Annotated in this window: 14 protein-coding genes and 6 tRNA genes; all 20 read left to right on the forward strand. The window is 65.1% G+C overall.

The annotated features are described in order from the left end of the window. Positions 1-3 precede the first annotated feature (3 nt). Positions 4-645 carry a phosphoribosylanthranilate isomerase gene (locus O9Y01_RS16290; protein WP_269632662.1) on the forward strand — a complete coding sequence of 214 codons (642 nt, stop codon included), beginning with the start codon at positions 4-6 and terminating at the stop codon, positions 643-645. A gap of 44 nt (positions 646-689) precedes the next feature. After that, positions 690-1,988 carry a tryptophan synthase subunit beta gene (gene trpB, locus O9Y01_RS16295; RefSeq protein ID WP_269632663.1) on the forward strand — a complete coding sequence of 433 codons (1,299 nt, stop codon included), beginning with the start codon at positions 690-692 and terminating at the stop codon, positions 1,986-1,988. Continuing rightward, positions 1,985-2,794, forward strand: coding sequence for a tryptophan synthase subunit alpha (trpA, locus tag O9Y01_RS16300; RefSeq protein WP_269632664.1), 810 nt, complete (start codon positions 1,985-1,987; stop codon positions 2,792-2,794). Before trpB ends, trpA begins: the two co-directional genes overlap by 4 nt. A gap of 92 nt (positions 2,795-2,886) precedes the next feature. Beyond that, positions 2,887-3,759: an acetyl-CoA carboxylase, carboxyltransferase subunit beta gene (accD, locus tag O9Y01_RS16305; RefSeq protein WP_269632665.1), complete on the forward strand. Its 873-nt coding sequence runs from the start codon at positions 2,887-2,889 to the stop codon at positions 3,757-3,759. A gap of 69 nt (positions 3,760-3,828) precedes the next feature. Beyond that, positions 3,829-5,190 (forward strand): bifunctional tetrahydrofolate synthase/dihydrofolate synthase, encoded by a 1,362-nt coding sequence (gene folC, locus O9Y01_RS16310; protein WP_269632666.1) that lies wholly within the window; start codon positions 3,829-3,831, stop codon positions 5,188-5,190. A 99-nt stretch (positions 5,191-5,289) separates the two neighbouring features. Beyond that, positions 5,290-6,183, forward strand: coding sequence for an SPOR domain-containing protein (locus O9Y01_RS16315; protein WP_269632667.1), 894 nt, complete (start codon positions 5,290-5,292; stop codon positions 6,181-6,183). Between the two features lie 4 nt (positions 6,184-6,187). Then, positions 6,188-6,676: a CvpA family protein gene (locus O9Y01_RS16320; RefSeq protein ID WP_269632668.1), complete on the forward strand. Its 489-nt coding sequence runs from the start codon at positions 6,188-6,190 to the stop codon at positions 6,674-6,676. Positions 6,677-6,753: 77 nt separating this feature from the next. Further along, the gene (gene purF / locus O9Y01_RS16325; RefSeq protein WP_269632669.1) at positions 6,754-8,268 is read left to right on the forward strand and encodes an amidophosphoribosyltransferase; all 1,515 of its coding nucleotides are present in this window, start codon (positions 6,754-6,756) and stop codon (positions 8,266-8,268) included. Beyond that, the gene (locus tag O9Y01_RS16330) at positions 8,265-9,506 is read left to right on the forward strand and encodes an O-succinylhomoserine sulfhydrylase (RefSeq protein WP_269632670.1); all 1,242 of its coding nucleotides are present in this window, start codon (positions 8,265-8,267) and stop codon (positions 9,504-9,506) included. Before purF ends, O9Y01_RS16330 begins: the two co-directional genes overlap by 4 nt. Next, positions 9,506-10,912, forward strand: coding sequence for a glutamate--tRNA ligase (gene gltX, locus O9Y01_RS16335; protein WP_269632671.1), 1,407 nt, complete (start codon positions 9,506-9,508; stop codon positions 10,910-10,912). The genes O9Y01_RS16330 and gltX overlap by 1 nt, the downstream gene beginning before the upstream one ends. A 135-nt stretch (positions 10,913-11,047) precedes the next feature. Continuing rightward, a tRNA-Ala gene (locus O9Y01_RS16340) sits at positions 11,048-11,123 on the forward strand. A gap of 44 nt (positions 11,124-11,167) precedes the next feature. Further along, positions 11,168-11,243, forward strand: a tRNA-Glu gene (locus O9Y01_RS16345). A gap of 81 nt (positions 11,244-11,324) precedes the next feature. Next, a tRNA-Asp gene (locus O9Y01_RS16350) sits at positions 11,325-11,401 on the forward strand. Between the two features lie 79 nt (positions 11,402-11,480). Then, a tRNA-Ala gene (locus O9Y01_RS16355) sits at positions 11,481-11,556 on the forward strand. Positions 11,557-11,601: 45 nt separating this feature from the next. Then, positions 11,602-11,677: transfer RNA gene (locus O9Y01_RS16360), tRNA-Glu, on the forward strand. Positions 11,678-11,744: 67 nt separating this feature from the next. Next, a tRNA-Asp gene (locus tag O9Y01_RS16365) sits at positions 11,745-11,821 on the forward strand. 239 nt (positions 11,822-12,060) lie between these two features. Continuing rightward, positions 12,061-12,399 (forward strand): hypothetical protein, encoded by a 339-nt coding sequence (locus O9Y01_RS16370; protein ID WP_269632672.1) that lies wholly within the window; start codon positions 12,061-12,063, stop codon positions 12,397-12,399. Further along, a complete protein-coding gene (locus O9Y01_RS16375; protein ID WP_269632673.1) occupies positions 12,396-13,778 on the forward strand; it encodes a TIGR03013 family XrtA/PEP-CTERM system glycosyltransferase in 1,383 nt (460 codons plus the stop codon). The genes O9Y01_RS16370 and O9Y01_RS16375 overlap by 4 nt, the downstream gene beginning before the upstream one ends. Positions 13,779-13,846: 68 nt before the next feature. Continuing rightward, entirely contained in the window at positions 13,847-15,964 is a 2,118-nt protein-coding gene (gene prsK / locus O9Y01_RS16380) for an XrtA/PEP-CTERM system histidine kinase PrsK (RefSeq protein WP_269632675.1), read from the forward strand. Further along, positions 15,961-17,328, forward strand: coding sequence for a PEP-CTERM-box response regulator transcription factor (prsR, locus tag O9Y01_RS16385; RefSeq protein WP_269632676.1), 1,368 nt, complete (start codon positions 15,961-15,963; stop codon positions 17,326-17,328). The genes prsK and prsR overlap by 4 nt, the downstream gene beginning before the upstream one ends. The last annotated feature ends 30 nt before the right edge of the window (positions 17,329-17,358 follow it).

Here is a 17,358-nt window from a genome sequence, read left to right on the forward strand (position 1 = left end):
GCGATGACCCGAACACGCATCAAGATCTGCGGCCTGACCCGCGAGCAGGACCTGGACTTCGCCGTCCAGGCCGGGGCCGATGCCATCGGCTTCGTCTTCTATGAAAAGAGCCCGCGCCATGTGAGCCCGCTGCGCGCCGCCGAGCTGGCGCGGCGCCTGCCGCCCTTCGTCACGCCTGTGGGCCTCTTCGTCAATGCCAGCGATGAACTGCTGGCCGAGGCCATGGCGGCGCTGCCGAACCTGCTGCTGCAGTTCCATGGCGACGAGACGCCGCAGCAGTGCGAGCGCATGGCGCGGCCCTATATCCGTGCGGCACGCATGAGCCCCGGCTTTGATTTGCTAGACTTCGCCCAACAGTTCTCTAGCGCCCAGGCCATGCTCGTCGACGCCCATGTCGAGGGCTATGGTGGTGGTGGAAAGGTCTTCGATTGGTCACTGCTTCCTCGAAACGTGCCCTCTCCAGTCGTTTTGTCTGGTGGGTTGCATGCCGGAAATGTGATCGAAGGGATTCTTCGCGTCCGGCCCTGGGCCGTTGACGTCAGCTCCGGGGTGGAGGAGGCCAAGGGCCTCAAGAATCCCCTGCTGATGCGTCAGTTCTGCGAGGCTGTCCGTGAAGCGGATGCCCGCCTTGAAGATGCCGGCTGAGCCCGCCCGGGATGGGTGGCTCGGCCCCTGAAGAGAGAACCATCATGTCGCACTACAACATGCCGGATGCCCGCGGGCATTTCGGACCCGTGAACGGCCAGGTCTATGGCGGCCGTTTCGTCGCAGAGACCCTGGTCCATGCGCTGGACGAGCTCAACGAGGCCTATGCCCGCTACAGCCAGGACCCGGACTTCATCGCCGAGTTCAAGAAGGAGCTGGCGCATTTCGTGGGGCGCCCCAGCCCCATCTATCACGCCGATCGCCTCAGTCGTGAACTGGGGGGCGCGCAGGTCTACCTCAAGCGCGAGGACCTCAACCACACCGGCGCCCACAAGGTGAACAACACCATCGGGCAGGCCCTGCTGGCCCGGCGCATGGGCAAGAAGCGCATCATCGCCGAGACCGGCGCCGGCCAGCACGGCGTGGCCACGGCCACCATCTGCGCCCGCTACGGCATGGAATGCGTGGTCTACATGGGCAGCGAGGACGTCAAGCGCCAGTCGCCCAACGTCTACCGCATGAAGCTGCTGGGTGCGACCGTGGTGCCCGTGGACTCGGGCTCCAAGACCCTCAAGGACGCCCTCAACGAGGCCATGCGCGACTGGGTGACGAACGTCGAGTCGACCTTCTACATCATCGGCACCGTGGCCGGCCCGCATCCCTATCCGATGATGGTGCGCGACTTCCAGCGCATCATCGGCGACGAATGCCTGGAGCAGATGCCGCCGATGATCGGCCGCCAGCCGGATGCCGTCGTGGCCTGCGTGGGCGGAGGCTCCAATGCCATCGGCATCTTCTACCCCTACATTCCTCACGAGCAGGTGCGCCTGATCGGCGTGGAGGCCGCGGGCGAAGGCCTGGAGGGCCACAAGCATGCGGCCACGCTGAGCCTGGGCAGCCCCGGCGTGCTGCATGGCAATCGCACCTATCTGCTGCAGGACGAGAACGGCCAGATCATCGAGACGCACTCCGTCTCCGCCGGTCTGGACTATCCCGGCGTGGGGCCTGAGCATGCCTATCTGAAGGACATCGGTCGGGCCGAGTATGTGGGCATCACCGACCAGGAAGCCCTGGATGCCTTCCACCGCCTGTGCCGCACCGAGGGCATCATCCCGGCGCTGGAGTCCAGCCATGCCGTGGCCCATGCCATGAAGCTGGCCCCGACGATGCGCCCGGACCAGCACATCCTGGTCAACCTCTCCGGACGGGGTGACAAGGACATCGGCACGGTGGCTGACCTTTCCAAGGCCGACTTCTACTGCCGGCCGTCGTGTCGTGGCCAGTCGGTGAAGGGGTCCGACACCGTGGTTGTCAGCGCGCCCGCGAAGGGAGGTGCGCAATGAGCCGCATCCAGTCCACCTTTGCCCGCCTGGCCGAGCAGGGTCGCAAGGCCCTCATCCCCTACGTTACCGCTGGCGATCCCTTCCCGGACTGCACGGTCGAGCTGATGCTGGCCATGGCGCGTGCCGGTGCCGACGTCATCGAGCTGGGCGTGCCCTTCTCCGATCCCATGGCCGATGGTCCCGTGATCCAGAAGGCCGCCGAACGCGCGCTGACCCATGGCATCGGCCTGAAGCAGGTGCTGGCCTATGTGCGAGCCTTCCGTGAGCAGGATGGCGAGACGCCCGTGGTGCTGATGGGCTACGCCAATCCCGTGGAGCGCTATGGCCAGGCCGCTTTCGTGGCCGATGCCAAGGCGGCGGGCGTGGACGGCGTGCTGATCGTCGACTACCCGCCCGAGGAATGCGAGGCCTTCGCCGGCCTGATGAAATCCGCCGGGCTGGACCCCATCTTCCTGCTGGCGCCCACGTCCACGGACGAGCGGATGGCCAGCGTCGGCAAGGTGGCCAGTGGCTATGTCTACTACGTCTCGCTGAAGGGCGTGACCGGGGCGGGGCACCTGGACACCGAGGCTGTGGCCCGCATGGTGCCGCGCATCCGGGCCCGGGTTTCGGTGCCGGTGGGGGTGGGATTCGGCATCCGCGATGCGGCCACCGCCCAGGCCGTGGCCCGCGTTTCCGATGCCGTGGTGATCGGTTCCCGCCTGGTTCAGCTGCTGGAGGTCGAAGCACGCGATAATGTGGCTTCCACCGGGGCGGCCTTCATCCGCGAGATCCGCGAGGCGCTGGACGCCTTGCCTCGCAGCTGAAGAGGGCTGACGCCCCTGCTGACCCCGGCGACCCATCACCCAAGAGGCGGTGGGTCGCCCGAAAACGAGACCTGAGACGAAGGAGTCTGCCCATGAGTTGGCTTGAGAAACTTCTGCCGCCCAAGATGCAGCAAAGCGAGGCCGCCGAGCGTCGCACCGTGCCTGAAGGGCTGTGGATCAAGTGCCCGTCCTGCGAGACGGTGCTCTACAAGACCGACCTGGAGCAGAACATCAATGTCTGCCCCAAGTGCAGCCATCACCACCGCATCGGTGCCCGTGCACGCCTGAACGCCTTCCTGGACGGGGAAGGGCGCTATGAGATCGGCCAGGAAGTGATCCCGGTCGATGCCCTGAAGTTCAAGGACAGCAAGAAGTACCCGGACCGCCTCAAGGAAGCCCTCGAGACCACCGGCGAGACCGACGCCCTCGTGGTGATCGGCGGCGCCGTGATGAGCGTGCCCGTGGTGGCCGCCTGCTTCGAGTTCGACTTCATGGGCGGCTCCATGGGCTCCGTGGTCGGTGAGCGCTTTGCCCGGGGGGTCGAGACGGCCCTCGAGCAGAAGACGCCCTTCATCTGCTTCACTGCCACCGGCGGCGCCCGCATGCAGGAAGGCCTGCTGTCCCTGATGCAGATGGCCAAGACCAATGCCGCGCTGACCCGCCTGGCCAAGGCCAAGCTCCCCTACATCAGCGTGCTGACCGACCCGACCATGGGCGGTGTCTCGGCCTCCTTTGCCTTTGTGGGTGACATCGTCATCGCCGAGCCCAAGGCCCTGATCGGCTTTGCAGGCCCCCGCGTGATCGAGAACACCGTGCGCGAAAAGCTGCCGCCGGGCTTCCAGCGCGCTGAATTCCTGATGGAAAAGGGCGCCGTGGACATGATCGTGGACCGCCGTCAGCTCCGCGAGACCATCGCCCGCCAGCTGGCCATGCTGCAGCGCCAGAGCTCTGACGCCGTCGCCTGATCCGGTTCCATCGCCCCCTCGCGGCCAGGCCCCCAGCCTGGCCGTTTTGCATTCCGGACACTCCCGCCCATGACCACCGCCCCGATTGCCCACCAGAGCGCCCCCGCCAGTGCCGCCCAGCAACGCCTGGACGACTGGCTGGCCCACTGCGAGCGCCTGCACCCCAAGGAAATCGACATGACCCTGGCCCGGGTCAACACCCTGCGGGACCGCCTGGGCCTGCGCTTCCAGGCGCCGGTGGTGATGGTGGCGGGCACCAATGGCAAGGGCTCGACCTGCGCGATGCTGGAGTCCATCGCCCTGCAGGCCGGCTACCGGGTGGGCCTGTACATCAAGCCGCACCTGGTGCATTTCCAGGAGCGCTGCCGTGTGGGCGGGGCGCCTGTCGATGCCGACAGCCTGCTGCCGCACTTCGAGGTTGTCGAAGCGGCGCGCGGCGAGGTGGCCCTGACCTATTTCGAGTTCACGACGCTGGCCATCCTGAGCCGCCTGGCGGCGGAGCCGCTGGACCTGGTCATCCTGGAGGTGGGGCTGGGCGGGCGGCTGGATGCCGTCAACACCATCGACGCCGATTGCGCGGTGATCACCAGCATCGACCTCGACCACGTGGAGTACCTCGGCCCGGACCGCGAGTCCGTGGGGCGGGAGAAGGCCCACATCATGCGCCCGGGCAAGCCGGTGGTCGTCAGCGACCCCATGCCGCCGGCCAGCCTGGCGGCGCATGCTGCGGCCGTCGGCGCCGATCTGCGCCAGCTGGGCAAGGACTTCAGCTATGGCGGCGACCGCCAGCAATGGCAGTGGGCAGGGCGCCAGCGCAAGTTCAGCGGTCTGGCCTTTCCGGCGCTGCGCGGCGTCAACCAGCTGCTGAATGCCTCGGGCGTGCTGGCCGTGTTCGAGGCCTTGTATGAGCAGTTGCCGATCAGCGCCCAGGCGGTCCGCACCGGTCTGGCCCTGGTGGAGCTGCCGGGGCGATTCCAGGTGGTGCCGGGTCAGCCGGCCCTGGTGCTGGATGTGGCCCACAACCCCCATGCCATCGCGGCCCTGGCCCAGAACCTGGACCAGATGGGCTTCTTCCCGCGTACCCATGCCGTTTTCGGTGCCATGGCGGACAAGGACCTGGCGGAGATCCTCGCGCGCATCGCGCCCCTGGTCGACCGCTGGCATTTTTGTGATCTGCCGCTGCCCCGGGCCGCGACCGCCACCGCCCTGGCGGAGCGCTTTGCCGCGCTGCAGGCGCAGGGAGGGCTGAAGACGCCCAAGGAGGTCAGCATCGCCCAGCACGCAGACCCGCAGTCCGCCCTGGCCGCCGCCGCGGCCGAGGCGGACCCCGCTGATAGAATTCTGGTCTTCGGTTCCTTCTACACCGTGGGCGGTGTGCTGAAGGACGGTGTGCCCAGGCTGACGGCCGGTGCAGCGGCTGCCAAGCCCTGAGCCTGCTCCCGCTCGCCACCGGCCTGACCGAGTCCCAACGCCTGTCTCACGCGGCCCTGGCGCCGTCCATCTCCGGCTCTCCAAGGTGCCGCATCACACATGGGTTTGCTGTCATTCTTCAAGCGTGCCGAGGACAACAAGACGGCGGCCAAGCCGGTGGCCGAGGGGCTGGATGCCGTGCAGCAGCTGCGCCTGCGCGCCAGGCGGCGCCTGATCGGCGCAGCGGTGCTGGTGGCGGCCGGCGTGATCGCCTTCCCGCTGGTCTTCGAGACCCAGCCGCGACCCGTGCCGGTGGACCTGCCCATCGAGATCCCCAAGAAGGACGGCCTGCCGCCCCTGAGCGTGCCCGTGGCCACTGCGCCGGTCGCCAGCGCTGAACGCCATGCGGCAGCGCCTGCGGAGCAGGGCACTGGCATCGTGAACGAAGTGCCCGCGCCTGTGGCGGAGCCGGTGAAACCCACCGAGGCGCCCAGGCAGGACACGCATCCCGAGGCCCGCAAGGAGGCCGCCAGCAAGCCCGAACCCAAGGTGGAGCCCAGGCCGGAGCCGCGCAAGCCCGCTGACAAGGCGCCGGAAAAACCGCAGGACAAGGCCGCGGCCAAGCCCGCTGAGAAGCCCGCTGAGAAAGCCACCGAGAAGCCACAGGACAAGGCGCATGCCCGCCCTCAGTCCGAGCGTGAAGCCGATGCCGCCCGCGCCCAGGCCCTGCTGGAAGGGCGTGAGCCGCCCAAGCCTGCCGACAAGAAACCCGATGCCGTGGCTGGAGCCCGCTTCATCGTGCAGGTGGGCGCCTTTGCCGAGGCCAAGGCGGCGCAGGACGTGCGGGGCAAAGTCGAGAAGCTGGGCTTGAAGACCTACACGCAGGCGATCGAAACGCCGGACGGCAAGCGCATTCGCGTGCGCGTGGGCCCCTTTGCCAGCCGTGAGGAAGCCGATCGAGCGGCTGCCAAGCTGCGTGGCGGCGGCCTGTCCGGCACGGTGCTGACGCTCTGATCCGATGGGCTGGGTCGACCTGTCCCTGTTGATCGTCCTGGGCCTGTCCGTCGCCGTCGGGCTGTGGCGGGGCCTCGTGTATGAGGTGCTCGCGCTCGCCGGCTGGCTTGTCGCCTACCTGCTGTCACCCTGGCTGGCGCCTGTGGTGCAGGGCCTGCTGCCCGAGGGGCGCCTGGGCCCGACCCTGAGCCATGCGGCCGGGCTGGTGCTCGCCTTCATCGCCATCCTGGTGGTCTGGAGCCTGGTGGCCAAGCTGGTCCGCGCGCTGATCCAGGCCTCGCCGCTGTCCTGGCTGGACCGCCTGGGCGGTGGCGGCTTCGGCGCCTTGCGCGGGCTGTTCATCGGCCTGCTCGTGGCCCTGCTGGTGGGCATGACGCCGCTGGTGCAGTCTGAGCCGTGGCAGGGCTCCGCGCTGGCGCCATGGTTGCAGTCGGGGCTGCGGGTGCTGCATCCCCTGCTGCCGGAGTCGGTCAACAAATTCATCCCGGCCTGAGCGCCACAAGCGCCCGGGCCCTGTGTATCGTAGCGAGTGCTTCCAGCCCAGGAAGCCGACAAGTCGAGGAAGAGAACATGTGTGGCATCGTTGGTGTGATATCCCAGACGCCGGTCAACCAGCTGATCTATGACGCGCTGCTGCTGCTGCAGCACCGCGGCCAGGATGCCGCCGGCATCGTCACCATGCAGGGCAACAAGTGCTTCATGCACAAGGCTCGCGGCATGGTGCGCGACGTCTTCCGCACCCGCAACATGCGCGCGCTGCCGGGCAATGTGGGCCTGGGCCAGGTCCGCTACCCGACCGCCGGCAATGCCTACAACGAGGAAGAGGCCCAGCCCTTCTACGTCAACGCGCCCTTCGGCATCGTGCTGGTGCACAACGGCAACCTGACCAACGCCCATGCGCTGAAGCAGGAACTCTTCGCCGTCGACCGCCGCCACATCAACACGGAGAGCGACTCCGAGGTGCTGCTCAACGTGCTGGCCCATGAGCTGGAACAGGTCGCCCGCGAACTGCCGCTGACGCCTCAGGCCGTGTTCAAGGCCGTGCGTGCCGTGCACAAGCGCATCAAGGGCTCCTATGGGGTGATCGCCCTGATCGCGGGCCACGGCCTGCTGGCTTTCCGTGACCCCTTCGGCATCCGCCCGCTGTGCTTCGGCCATGGCGCCAATGGTGACGTGATGGTGGCCAGCGAGAGCGTGGCGCTGGAAGGCACGGGCGTGAAGCTGGACCGCGACGTGGCCCCCGGCGAGGCCATCTTCATCGACACGCAGGGGCAGGTCCACACCGAGCAGTGCGCCGAGAACCCCTCGCTGAATCCCTGCATGTTCGAGTTCGTCTACCTGGCGCGCCCGGACTCCGTGATGGACGGCATCTCCGTCTACCAGGCCCGCCTGAACATGGGCGAGACCCTGGCTCAGCGCCTGATCTCGACCATGCCGCCCAGCGAGATCGACGTGGTCATCCCCATTCCCGAGTCCAGCCGTCCCTCGGCCATGCAGCTGGCCCACAAGATCGGCAAGCCCTATCGCGAAGGCTTCGTGAAGAACCGCTACGTGGGCCGGACCTTCATCATGCCGGGGCAGGGCGCGCGAAAGAAGTCGGTGCGCCAGAAGCTCAATGCCATCGGCCTGGAGTTCAAGGGCCGCAATGTGCTGCTGGTGGACGACTCCATCGTGCGCGGCACCACCTCCAAGGAGATCGTGCAGATGGCCCGCGAGGCCGGCGCCAACAAGGTCTACCTGGCCTCGGCCGCGCCGCCGGTGCGCTTCCCCAATGTCTATGGCATTGACATGCCGACGAAGGAAGAGCTGATCGCCCATGGCCGCAGCATCGAAGAGGTGCGCCAGTACATCGGGGCCGATGCCCTGATCTACCAGGACGTGGATGCCATGAAGCGCGTCGTGGCCGCGCTTCGGCCGGGCCTCAAGGGCTTCGAGGCCTCCTGCTTCGACGGCACCTACATCACCGGCGACGTCTCGGCAGAGGACTTCGCCACCATCCAGGCTCAGCGCAAGAGCCAGGGCGACGAGGAAGACGGTCCTGCCCGCACGCGCCTCGCCCTTCAGAGCGGGGGCGATGCCCAATGAGCCAGAACGAGGAAGCGCGCCGCCTGGCGCGCGCCCAGCTGCCTGAGGGGCTGCGCCCCGAGACCCTGGCCGTGCGCACGGCCCTGGCTCCCAGCCAGCATGGCGAGAATTCCGAAGCCCTGTTCCTGACCAGCGCCTATGTGCAGCCGGATGCCGCGACGTCGGCCCAGCGCTTCTCGCAGTCGGAAGACTTCACGTACTCGCGCACCAGCAATCCCACCGTGCGCAGCCTGGAAGCCCGGCTGGCGGCCATGGAGGGCACGGAAGCAGCTATCTGCACCTCCAGTGGCATGAGTGCCATCCTGCTGCTGTGCATGGGGCTGCTGAAGGCGGGCGACCACGTCATCTGCTCGCGCTCGGTCTTTGGCTCCACCATCAATCTCTTCGCCAAGGAGTTCGGCAAGTTTGGTGTCGAGACCAGTTTCGTCTCGCAGACTGATCTGCAGGAGTGGCGGGATGCGATCCGACCCACCACGCGCCTGCTCTTCGCCGAGACGCCCACGAACCCGCTGACCGAAGTCTGCGACATCCAGGCGCTGGCCGACATCGCCCATGCAGCGGGCGCCTTGCTGGTGGTGGACAACACCTACTCGTCGCCCGCGCTCCAGCAGCCCGCGAAGATGGGCGCTGACGTGATCATGCATTCGGCCACCAAGTACATGGACGGGCAGGGCCGCGTGATGGCCGGTGCCCTGTGTGGCCCGAACAAGCTGATCAAGGACGTCTTCGGCCCGGTGGTTCGCACGGCCGGCATGGTGCTGTCGCCCTTCAATGCCTGGGTGGTGCTCAAGGGCCTCGAGACCCTGGGGCTGCGCATGAAGGCGCAGAGCGAGCAGGCCCTGGCCGTGGCGCGCTGGCTGGAGACCCGCCCTGAAGTGGCGCGTGTCTACTACCCCTCTTTGCCCTCGCATCCACAGCACGCGCTGGCCATGCGCCAGCAGTCGGGGCAGGGCGGGGCAGTGCTGTCCTTCGAGCTGAAGGGCGATACGCCCGAGGCCGCCCGCGCCGCCGCCTTCCACGTGATCGACAGCACCCGCGTGCTGAGCATCGCCACCAACCTGGGTGACACCAAATCCATCATCACCCACCCTGCCACCACCTCGCATGGCCGGCTGAGCGAAGCCCAGCGCCAGGCGGCCGGCATCGGCCAGGGGCTGATCCGGCTGTCGGTCGGACTTGAGCACGTCGACGACATCACCGATGACCTGCTGCGCGGACTTTCCACCTTGAATCACTGATGAGCACCTCTGCATCCACCCCTGTGCGCACCCGCATTGCGCCGTCCCCGACCGGCTTCCTGCACCTGGGCACCGCCCGCACGGCGCTGTTTTCCTGGGCTTTCGCTCGTCACCACGGCGGCGAGTTCGTGCTGCGTATCGAAGACACCGATGTCGCGCGCTCGACCCAGGACTCGGTCGACCAGATCCTCGCCTCCATGCACTGGCTCGGCCTGGAATATGACGAAGGCCCCGTCTACCAGATGCAGCGCCTGGACCGCTACCAGGCGGTCGTGGACCAGCTGATCGCCGAAGGCAAGGCCTACCGCTGCTACACCACGCCTGAACAGCTGGAGGCCATGAAGGCTGCCCAGGAGGCACGAGGCGAGAAGCGCCGCTATGACGGCACCTGGCGTCCGGCCGCTGGCAAGACCTTGCCGGCCATCCCCGAGGGCGTGCAGCCGGTGATCCGCTTTGCGAATCCGGTGGACGGTGCGGTCACCTGGGACGATCTGGTCAAGGGCCCGATCACCATCGGCAACAAGGAAATCGACGACCTCATCATCATGCGCGCCGACGGCGTGCCCACCTACAACTTCGCAGTGGTGGTGGATGACTGGGACATGCGCATCAGCCATGTCTTCCGTGGCGACGAGCACGTCAACAACACGCCCTGGCAGATCAACATCTTCCAGGCCTTGGGTGCGCCGCTGCCCAAGTTTGGCCATGTGCCGGTGATCCTGGGCGATGACGGGCAGAAACTGTCCAAGCGCCGTGGCGCTGTCAGCGTCACTGCCTACGAAGAAAACGGCTACCTGCCCGAGGCCATGCTCAACTACCTGGCCCGCCTGGGCTGGAGTCATGGCGACGACGAGCTGTTCAGCCGCGAGCAGCTGGTGGCCTGGTTTGATGGCAGCCACCTGTCCAAGAGTCCGGCGCAGTGGGATGCCGCCAAGCTGGAGTGGGTCAACGGTCAGTACATCAAGCAGGCCGACGATGCCCGCCTGGCTGAGCTGGTGGCCCAGCAGTTCGGCAAGCGGGGTCAGGTCGTGCCTGAAGCGGCCCGTCTGGCCCGGATGTGCGCGCTGTTCAAGGACCGCTGCAGCACCACGGTCGCCCTGGCGGACTGGCTGTCGATGTATGTGACGGATGTTCAGGCCAGCGATGAAGAGCGGGCCCAGCATCTGACGGATGCCCTCCGTCCGGCGCTGCACGCCCTGGCTGACAAGTTCGGCAGTCTGGAATGGACGAAGGCGGCCATCCAGGGGGCGATCAAGGAAGTGATCACCGCCCATGGCCTGAAGATGCCGCAGCTGGCCATTCCGGTGCGCGTGCTGGTGTGCGGCCGCGCCCAGACGCCCTCCGTCGACGCAGTGCTCGAACTCTTCGACAAAGAAATTGTTGTGAACCGCTTGCGCTCCTTCTAAAAAGCGTTCTATAATCTTTTTCTCGCTTGAACGGCGCAACAAACAAAGCGCAGCGCGATGGCCTCGCAGGGTTAGCCAAGGTTGACCAGAGTGGCAGAAGCGTTGAGCAGTGTTTGCCCAAAGAAGAGATTCGATGGGGGTATAGCTCAGCTGGGAGAGCGCTTGCATGGCATGCAAGAGGTCAGCGGTTCGATCCCGCTTACCTCCACCAAATTCAAATGAATGGGTGGCGCGCAGTTCAAGGAAGAAGGTTTAGTCCCCTTCGTCTAGAGGCCTAGGACACGACCCTTTCACGGTTGTAACAGGGGTTCGAATCCCCTAGGGGACGCCAAGTTTGACAAGGCTTGGCAGTTTGTTGAAAAACAGATTGCAAACTTGTTAAATATTGTGGTTATAATACGCTGCGATATTTGGAGTGGTAGTTCAGTTGGTTAGAATACCGGCCTGTCACGCCGGGGGTCGCGGGTTCGAGCCCCGTCCACTCCGCCAACAATTTGTATGCAGTAAATAAATACTGTGTATAATATATAAAGCTTGAACGGCGCGCCGTTATTGAGTAAAGCTCAATGGGGGTATAGCTCAGCTGGGAGAGCGCTTGCATGGCATGCAAGAGGTCAGCGGTTCGATCCCGCTTACCTCCACCAATATTCTTATGAATAGGTGGCGCGCAGTTCAGGGTAGAAGGTTTAGTCCCCTTCGTCTAGAGGCCTAGGACACGACCCTTTCACGGTTGTAACAGGGGTTCGAATCCCCTAGGGGACGCCAAGTTTGACAAGGCTTGAGAGCATCGCTCTGAAACTTGTCCTGTGCTGGCTCGCAAGAGGCAGCATCAGGAGTGGTAGTTCAGTTGGTTAGAATACCGGCCTGTCACGCCGGGGGTCGCGGGTTCGAGCCCCGTCCACTCCGCCAAATTTGAAGCCCTGGTTGCAATGCAGCCGGGGCTTTTTCTTTTCCCTCTCTGAATGCTGTGTTTGCCAGCGGGGAGGTGCTCCGCAGCGCTTCGGCGCGCCTCTGCAGGCGCTTCCGGGGCGGCATGGCAATTGCCAGCATCTCCAGCTGGAGGCCGAGGCGGCATTTTTGCTGCAATTTATGACTGTAGAGGTATGGCCGGGGGTATCACTTGCCCACGCCAATATCGTGCGCTGCACATGGCATGGGAAGAGTTTCTTCTGTTTCATGTTGTGCGGGAGGCGGCAGCCCTTCATCGCCAAGGGCTCGTCAATAATCCTTCACAGTTCACATCTAAGCTTGCATACGATTTCAATGTGAAATTTTTCATATTCGTTGATGTGGTGAAACAAAAGGTATCAGTGCGCCTTTGTGAACTACCGCACCAACTCAGGGGGCGCCCCTCCAAACAGGGGGCTTTCATCGAAGAGGCCTGGAGGCATGATGCACCGCACTGCAAGTCCGGCGGAGTCCTGATGGCGCAGCAAGCCATGGGGGCAGCCCGATCGATCGGGAAGCGTGTTTGGGGATTGGCATGATCAGAATTTTTAACCACTACCTTCATCGGCGCACGCTGATGCAAGTTGCGCTCGACCTGGGCCTGATCTTCCTGGCAACGATGCTTGTCGTGATGGCAAAAGGAGATTCGGCCGATGCGCTGATTCCTTTCGCCGCTTCGCAGGGGCTCTCCCTGGCGGGCTTCATGTTTGTCATCAATTCCGCTTCCGGTCTGTATCAGCACACGCATAACCGTTCGCTGACGCAGTCCTGCGCCCGAGCCTTGCTGGCAACCCTGGTGGCTCTGCCGCTGGCCTATGGCTTCTCGAGGCTGGTGCCGGCATCCATTCCCCATCGCGACCTGCTGGTCCTGGCAGCCATGGCTGCCATTGCTGCGGTGATGGTGCATCGTGTCTATGCCGCGCATTCGTCGGTCCATACCCGCTCGCGCACCAAGATCCTGATTTTTGGTGCTGGCCCTGTGGCCAAGTCGGTGGGTGCGACGCTGAATTCTGCAGATCCGCATGCGGAGATCGTGGGTTATTTCGCCGGCCCCAACGAGACTGAAACGGCTGTCGGGCAGGCAGACATCATTCATCCGCAAGGCACCCTCACCGAGACTGCGCTGCGCCTGGGCGTCGACGAAATCGTCGTGGCCCTGAGCGAACGCCGGGGCGGCAGCATGCCATTGCGCGAGCTGCTGGACTGCAAGATCTACGGCGTGCGAGTCGTGGACATCGCCACTCACTTCGAGAAGACACTGGCCCAGATCAAGATCAGCCATGTGAATGCCGGCTGGCTGATTTTTGGCGACGGCTTCAACCAGGGCATGTTCCGGACCTTCGTGAAGCGCAGCTTCGACCTGCTGTTCTCGGGTCTGCTGCTGGTGCTCAGCAGCCCCATCATGCTGCTGGCAGCGCTGGCTGTCCGCCTGGAGTCGCGCGGCCCTGTCTTCTACAAGCAGGAGCGTGTGGGCCTGAATGGCACGACCTTCGACGTGGTGAAGTTCCGCAGCATGCGCACCGACGCCGAGAAGGATGGCAAGCCGCGTTTCGCCAGCAAGAACGACGACCGCGTGACGCGCGTTGGTCGCTTCATCCGCCGGGTCCGGATTGATGAACTGCCGCAGCTGTTCAATGTGCTGCGGGGCGAAATGAGTCTGGTGGGCCCGCGTCCCGAGCGTCCCTTCTTCGTCGATGACTTGACCACCAAGGTGCCTTATTACGCAGTGCGCCACAGCGTCAAGCCGGGCGTGACCGGCTGGGCCCAGGTGCGCTACGAGTACGGGTCTACGCTGGAAGACTCCGTCGAGAAGCTGCAATACGATCTGTACTACGTCAAGAACCATACGCTGTTCCTGGATCTGCTGATCCTGCTGGAAACTGTTGCGGTGGTCCTGACTGGCAAGGGCGCTCGCTGAGCAGCGTCCAGGCACATGGGTGGCGCGGCCCCGCCGCGGCGCTGTTCATACATTGATGCACATCGCTGATGTCATTTGATCTGGGCGTGGCCGGCTTTCTGCTGGCCTTGCTTTTTTATGGGGCATTTGCGGCAGCCTACGGCCTGCAGCTGAGGCGTCTGCAGGGGGAGCAGCGTCGTGGCGCGTGGTTCTTCTGGGCGGGCCTGCTATGCAGCGCTGCCTGGGCGGCCACAGGGCTGGTCCAGGAGCTGCAGACCCACGATGGCATCCTGCAGGCGCTACCGCCCCTGTTTGATGCAGCGCGCTACCTCGCCTGGCTGGGCTTCATGCGCTGCTTGCTGCAGGAGGGCCGTAGCTCTGGCGACGATCGCCTGATCCATCGCAGTGCGCAGTGGCTCGCCCTGGCGCTGCTGCTGGGCAAGGCCGTGCTGGAGGGACTGTCTGAGCTGCTCCCCGCCCCGCGAGCCGTGCTGAACCATTGGGCCGCTTTTGACTGCCTGGCGCTGGCAGTGCTCGGCCTGGTGCTGGTCGAGCAGCTGCATCACAACGTCCAGGCCAGTGCGCGCTGGAACGCCAAGCCGGTCTGCATCGCGCTGGGCGTCATCTTCGCCTTCGATCTGTACCTGTATTCGCAGATGGCCCTGTTCAGGGAGTCCGACCTGGATGCCGTGAGCATCCGTGCGGGCGTGCATGCCATTGCCGTTCCTCTGCTTTTCGTCGCTGCCAGAAGGCACAAGGACTGGATCGCCAAGCTGCATGTGTCGCGCGCGGCCGTCTTCCATTCAGCGACGCTGATCCTCAGCGGCCTGTACCTCCTGTCGGTTTCTGCCGTGGGTTACTACCTGCGCTACACCGGTGGCGGATGGGGCCGTGCTTTGCAGATCGGCTTGCTGGTCCTGTCCCTGGTCGGACTGCTGCTCCTGTTCTTTTCAGGGGCCTTGCGCGCCAAGCTGCGTGTCTACATCAGCAAGAACTTCTTCAGCTACCGATATGACTATCGGGAGGAGTGGCTGCGCTTCACGGCCATGCTGTCCTCGCAGAATTCACCGGAGGCGCTGGGGCAGTCCATCATCGAAGGCTTGGCCAACCTGGTCGAGAGTCTGGGTGGGTCACTGTGGTTGCCCTCTCAGACCCAGGGCGGCTTTGTGCAGGCGGTGCGGCACAACGCGGTCCGCAGCCCGCTGGTGGTCCTTGAGCAAGACGAGTTCGCCCAGTTCCTGTCCAGCAGCGGCTGGATTCTGGACCTGGACCAGCTGCGTGCCGGCGGCGCCGAGGTGGGCAAGCAATGGGTCCGCGTGCCGCAGGCCCTGCTCGATGAGCCGCGGCACTGGCTGATCGTGCCCTTGCTCGCTGGCCCGCGCCTGATCGCCTTTGTGGTGCTCGAGCGCTCGCGCGCAAGCCTGGATGTGAACTGGGAAGTCCGCGACCTGCTCAAGACGGCCAGTGCCCAGGCCGCCGGCTTCCTCGCGCAGGTGCAGGCGACCGAGGCCCTGCTCGAGGCGCGCAAGTTTGACGCCTTCCACAAGATGTCGGCCTTTGTGGTCCATGACCTCAAGAACATCGTCACCCAGCTGTCGCTGATGATGAAGAACGCTCAGAAGCATCGCGACAACCCCGAATTCCAGGACGACATGCTGGCCACGGTCGAGAACTCGCTGGAGAAGATGCGCCAGCTGTTGATGCAGCTCCGCGATGGCCAACGCCCCTTGGGAGCTCAGGGCGGCGTTGAGCTGCAGGCCCTGCTTCGGCGTTTGCAGGCTCAGGCGGCAAAGAAGGGGCGTTCGCTGGAGCTCGGCGAGCTGGAGGCCATCCAGTGCCGGGGCCAGGAGGACCGCGTCGAACGCGTGTTAGGCCATGCCGTGCAGAATGCGCTGGACGCGACGCCGCCGGAGGGCAGGGTGTCGGCGAGCCTGCATCGGCACGGCAGCAATGCCGTGGTCACCGTCACCGACACCGGCGTGGGCATGAGCGAGGACTTCATTCAGACCAAGCTCTTCCGGCCATTCCAGACGACCAAGGAAACGGGCATGGGCATCGGTGCCTTCGAAAGTTTCCAGTATGTCCAGGAATTGGGGGGCAAGATTGAGGTGGCGAGCGTCGTGGGGGAGGGCACACGCCTCACAATCAGCCTGCCGCTGCTTTTGACACAGGAAGGCCAAGGCTTGGGGATGGTGGATGCTGCATGAGTAACGAGAACACACGTCAGCTGCTGATCGTCGAGGACGATCTGGCCCTGCAGAAACAGCTCAAATGGTCACTGGACGGCTTTGAGGCCGTGCTCGCCAGCGATGGTGCCAGCGCAGTGCAGCAGTTCCGCCGGCATCAACCGACCGTGGTCACGATGGACCTCGGCCTTCCCCCTGACCAGGACTCGGTCAGCGAAGGATTCAAGCTGCTGGAGCGCCTCCTGGAGCTGGATCCCGCTGCCAAGGTGATCGTGCTGACGGGGCAGAACGACCATGCCAATGCGTTGCGCGCCATCCGCCTGGGCGCCTACGACTTCCTGTCCAAGCCGGTGGATCCGGATGTGCTGTCCCTGACAGTCGAGCGTGCCTTCCGCCTGCGTGAGCTGCAGGATGAGAACCGTCGCCTGCAGCGCGAACAGCAGCATGATGCCCTGGGCGGCCTGCTGACCCGCGATCCCCAGATGGTGAAGGTCTGCCGCATGGTCGAGCGGGTGGCTCCCAGCGATGCCACCGTTCTGATCCTGGGTGAAAGCGGCACCGGCAAGGAAGTGCTGGCCCAGGGACTGCATGCCGCCTCGCGCCGCAGTGGCAAGTTCGTCGCCATCAATTGCGCGGCCATCCCCGAGGCACTGCTTGAGAGCGAGCTGTTCGGCTATGAGAAGGGCGCCTTCACGGGGGCGACCAAGACCACCGTCGGCAAGATCGAAACCGCCAACGGCGGCACCTTGATGCTTGACGAAATCGGCGATCTGCCCATGGCGCTTCAGGCCAAGCTTCTGAGATTCCTCCAGGAGCGCAGCATTGAACGCCTGGGTGGGCGGGGCGAGATCCCGGTGGATGTGCGCGTGGTCGGTGCCACGCACCAGGACCTGCAGGCCCTGATCGCCGAGGGCCGGTTCCGCGAGGATCTGTATTACCGCCTGGCTGAGATCGTGGTCGAGGTGCCGCCGTTGCGTGAGCGCCTGGGCGACGCCGTGCTGCTCGCGCATGCTTTCGTGAAGCGCTTTGCTGCGGAGCTCCGGCGCCCCGGCTTGAGCCTGGGCGAGGACGCGCAGTCCGTCATCGAGCGATGGAAGTGGCCCGGCAATGTCCGAGAGCTGCAGAACGTGATCAAGCGTGCGGTGATCATGGCCGAGCATGAGCGCATCTCGGCTGCAGACCTGTCCATCCGCGGGGCGGTGGATGACGGTGCACAGCCTGTCAACGCAGAGTTGGATCTGCGCCAGGTGCGCGAGCGAGCGGAGCGAGAGGCTGTGGTCAAGGCGCTGGCGCGGACTGACGGCAACATCGTCCGTGCCGCCGAGTTGCTGGGCGTCAGCCGCCCCACGCTCTACGATTTGATGAACCGCTTGCAATTGAAGTGAGCGGCCAGAGACCGCGCTAAAGGAGGCAGC

This window comes from Pelomonas sp. BJYL3 (assembly GCF_027257975.1).
Classification (GTDB): Bacteria; Pseudomonadota; Gammaproteobacteria; order Burkholderiales; family Burkholderiaceae_C; genus Roseateles_B; species Roseateles_B flavus.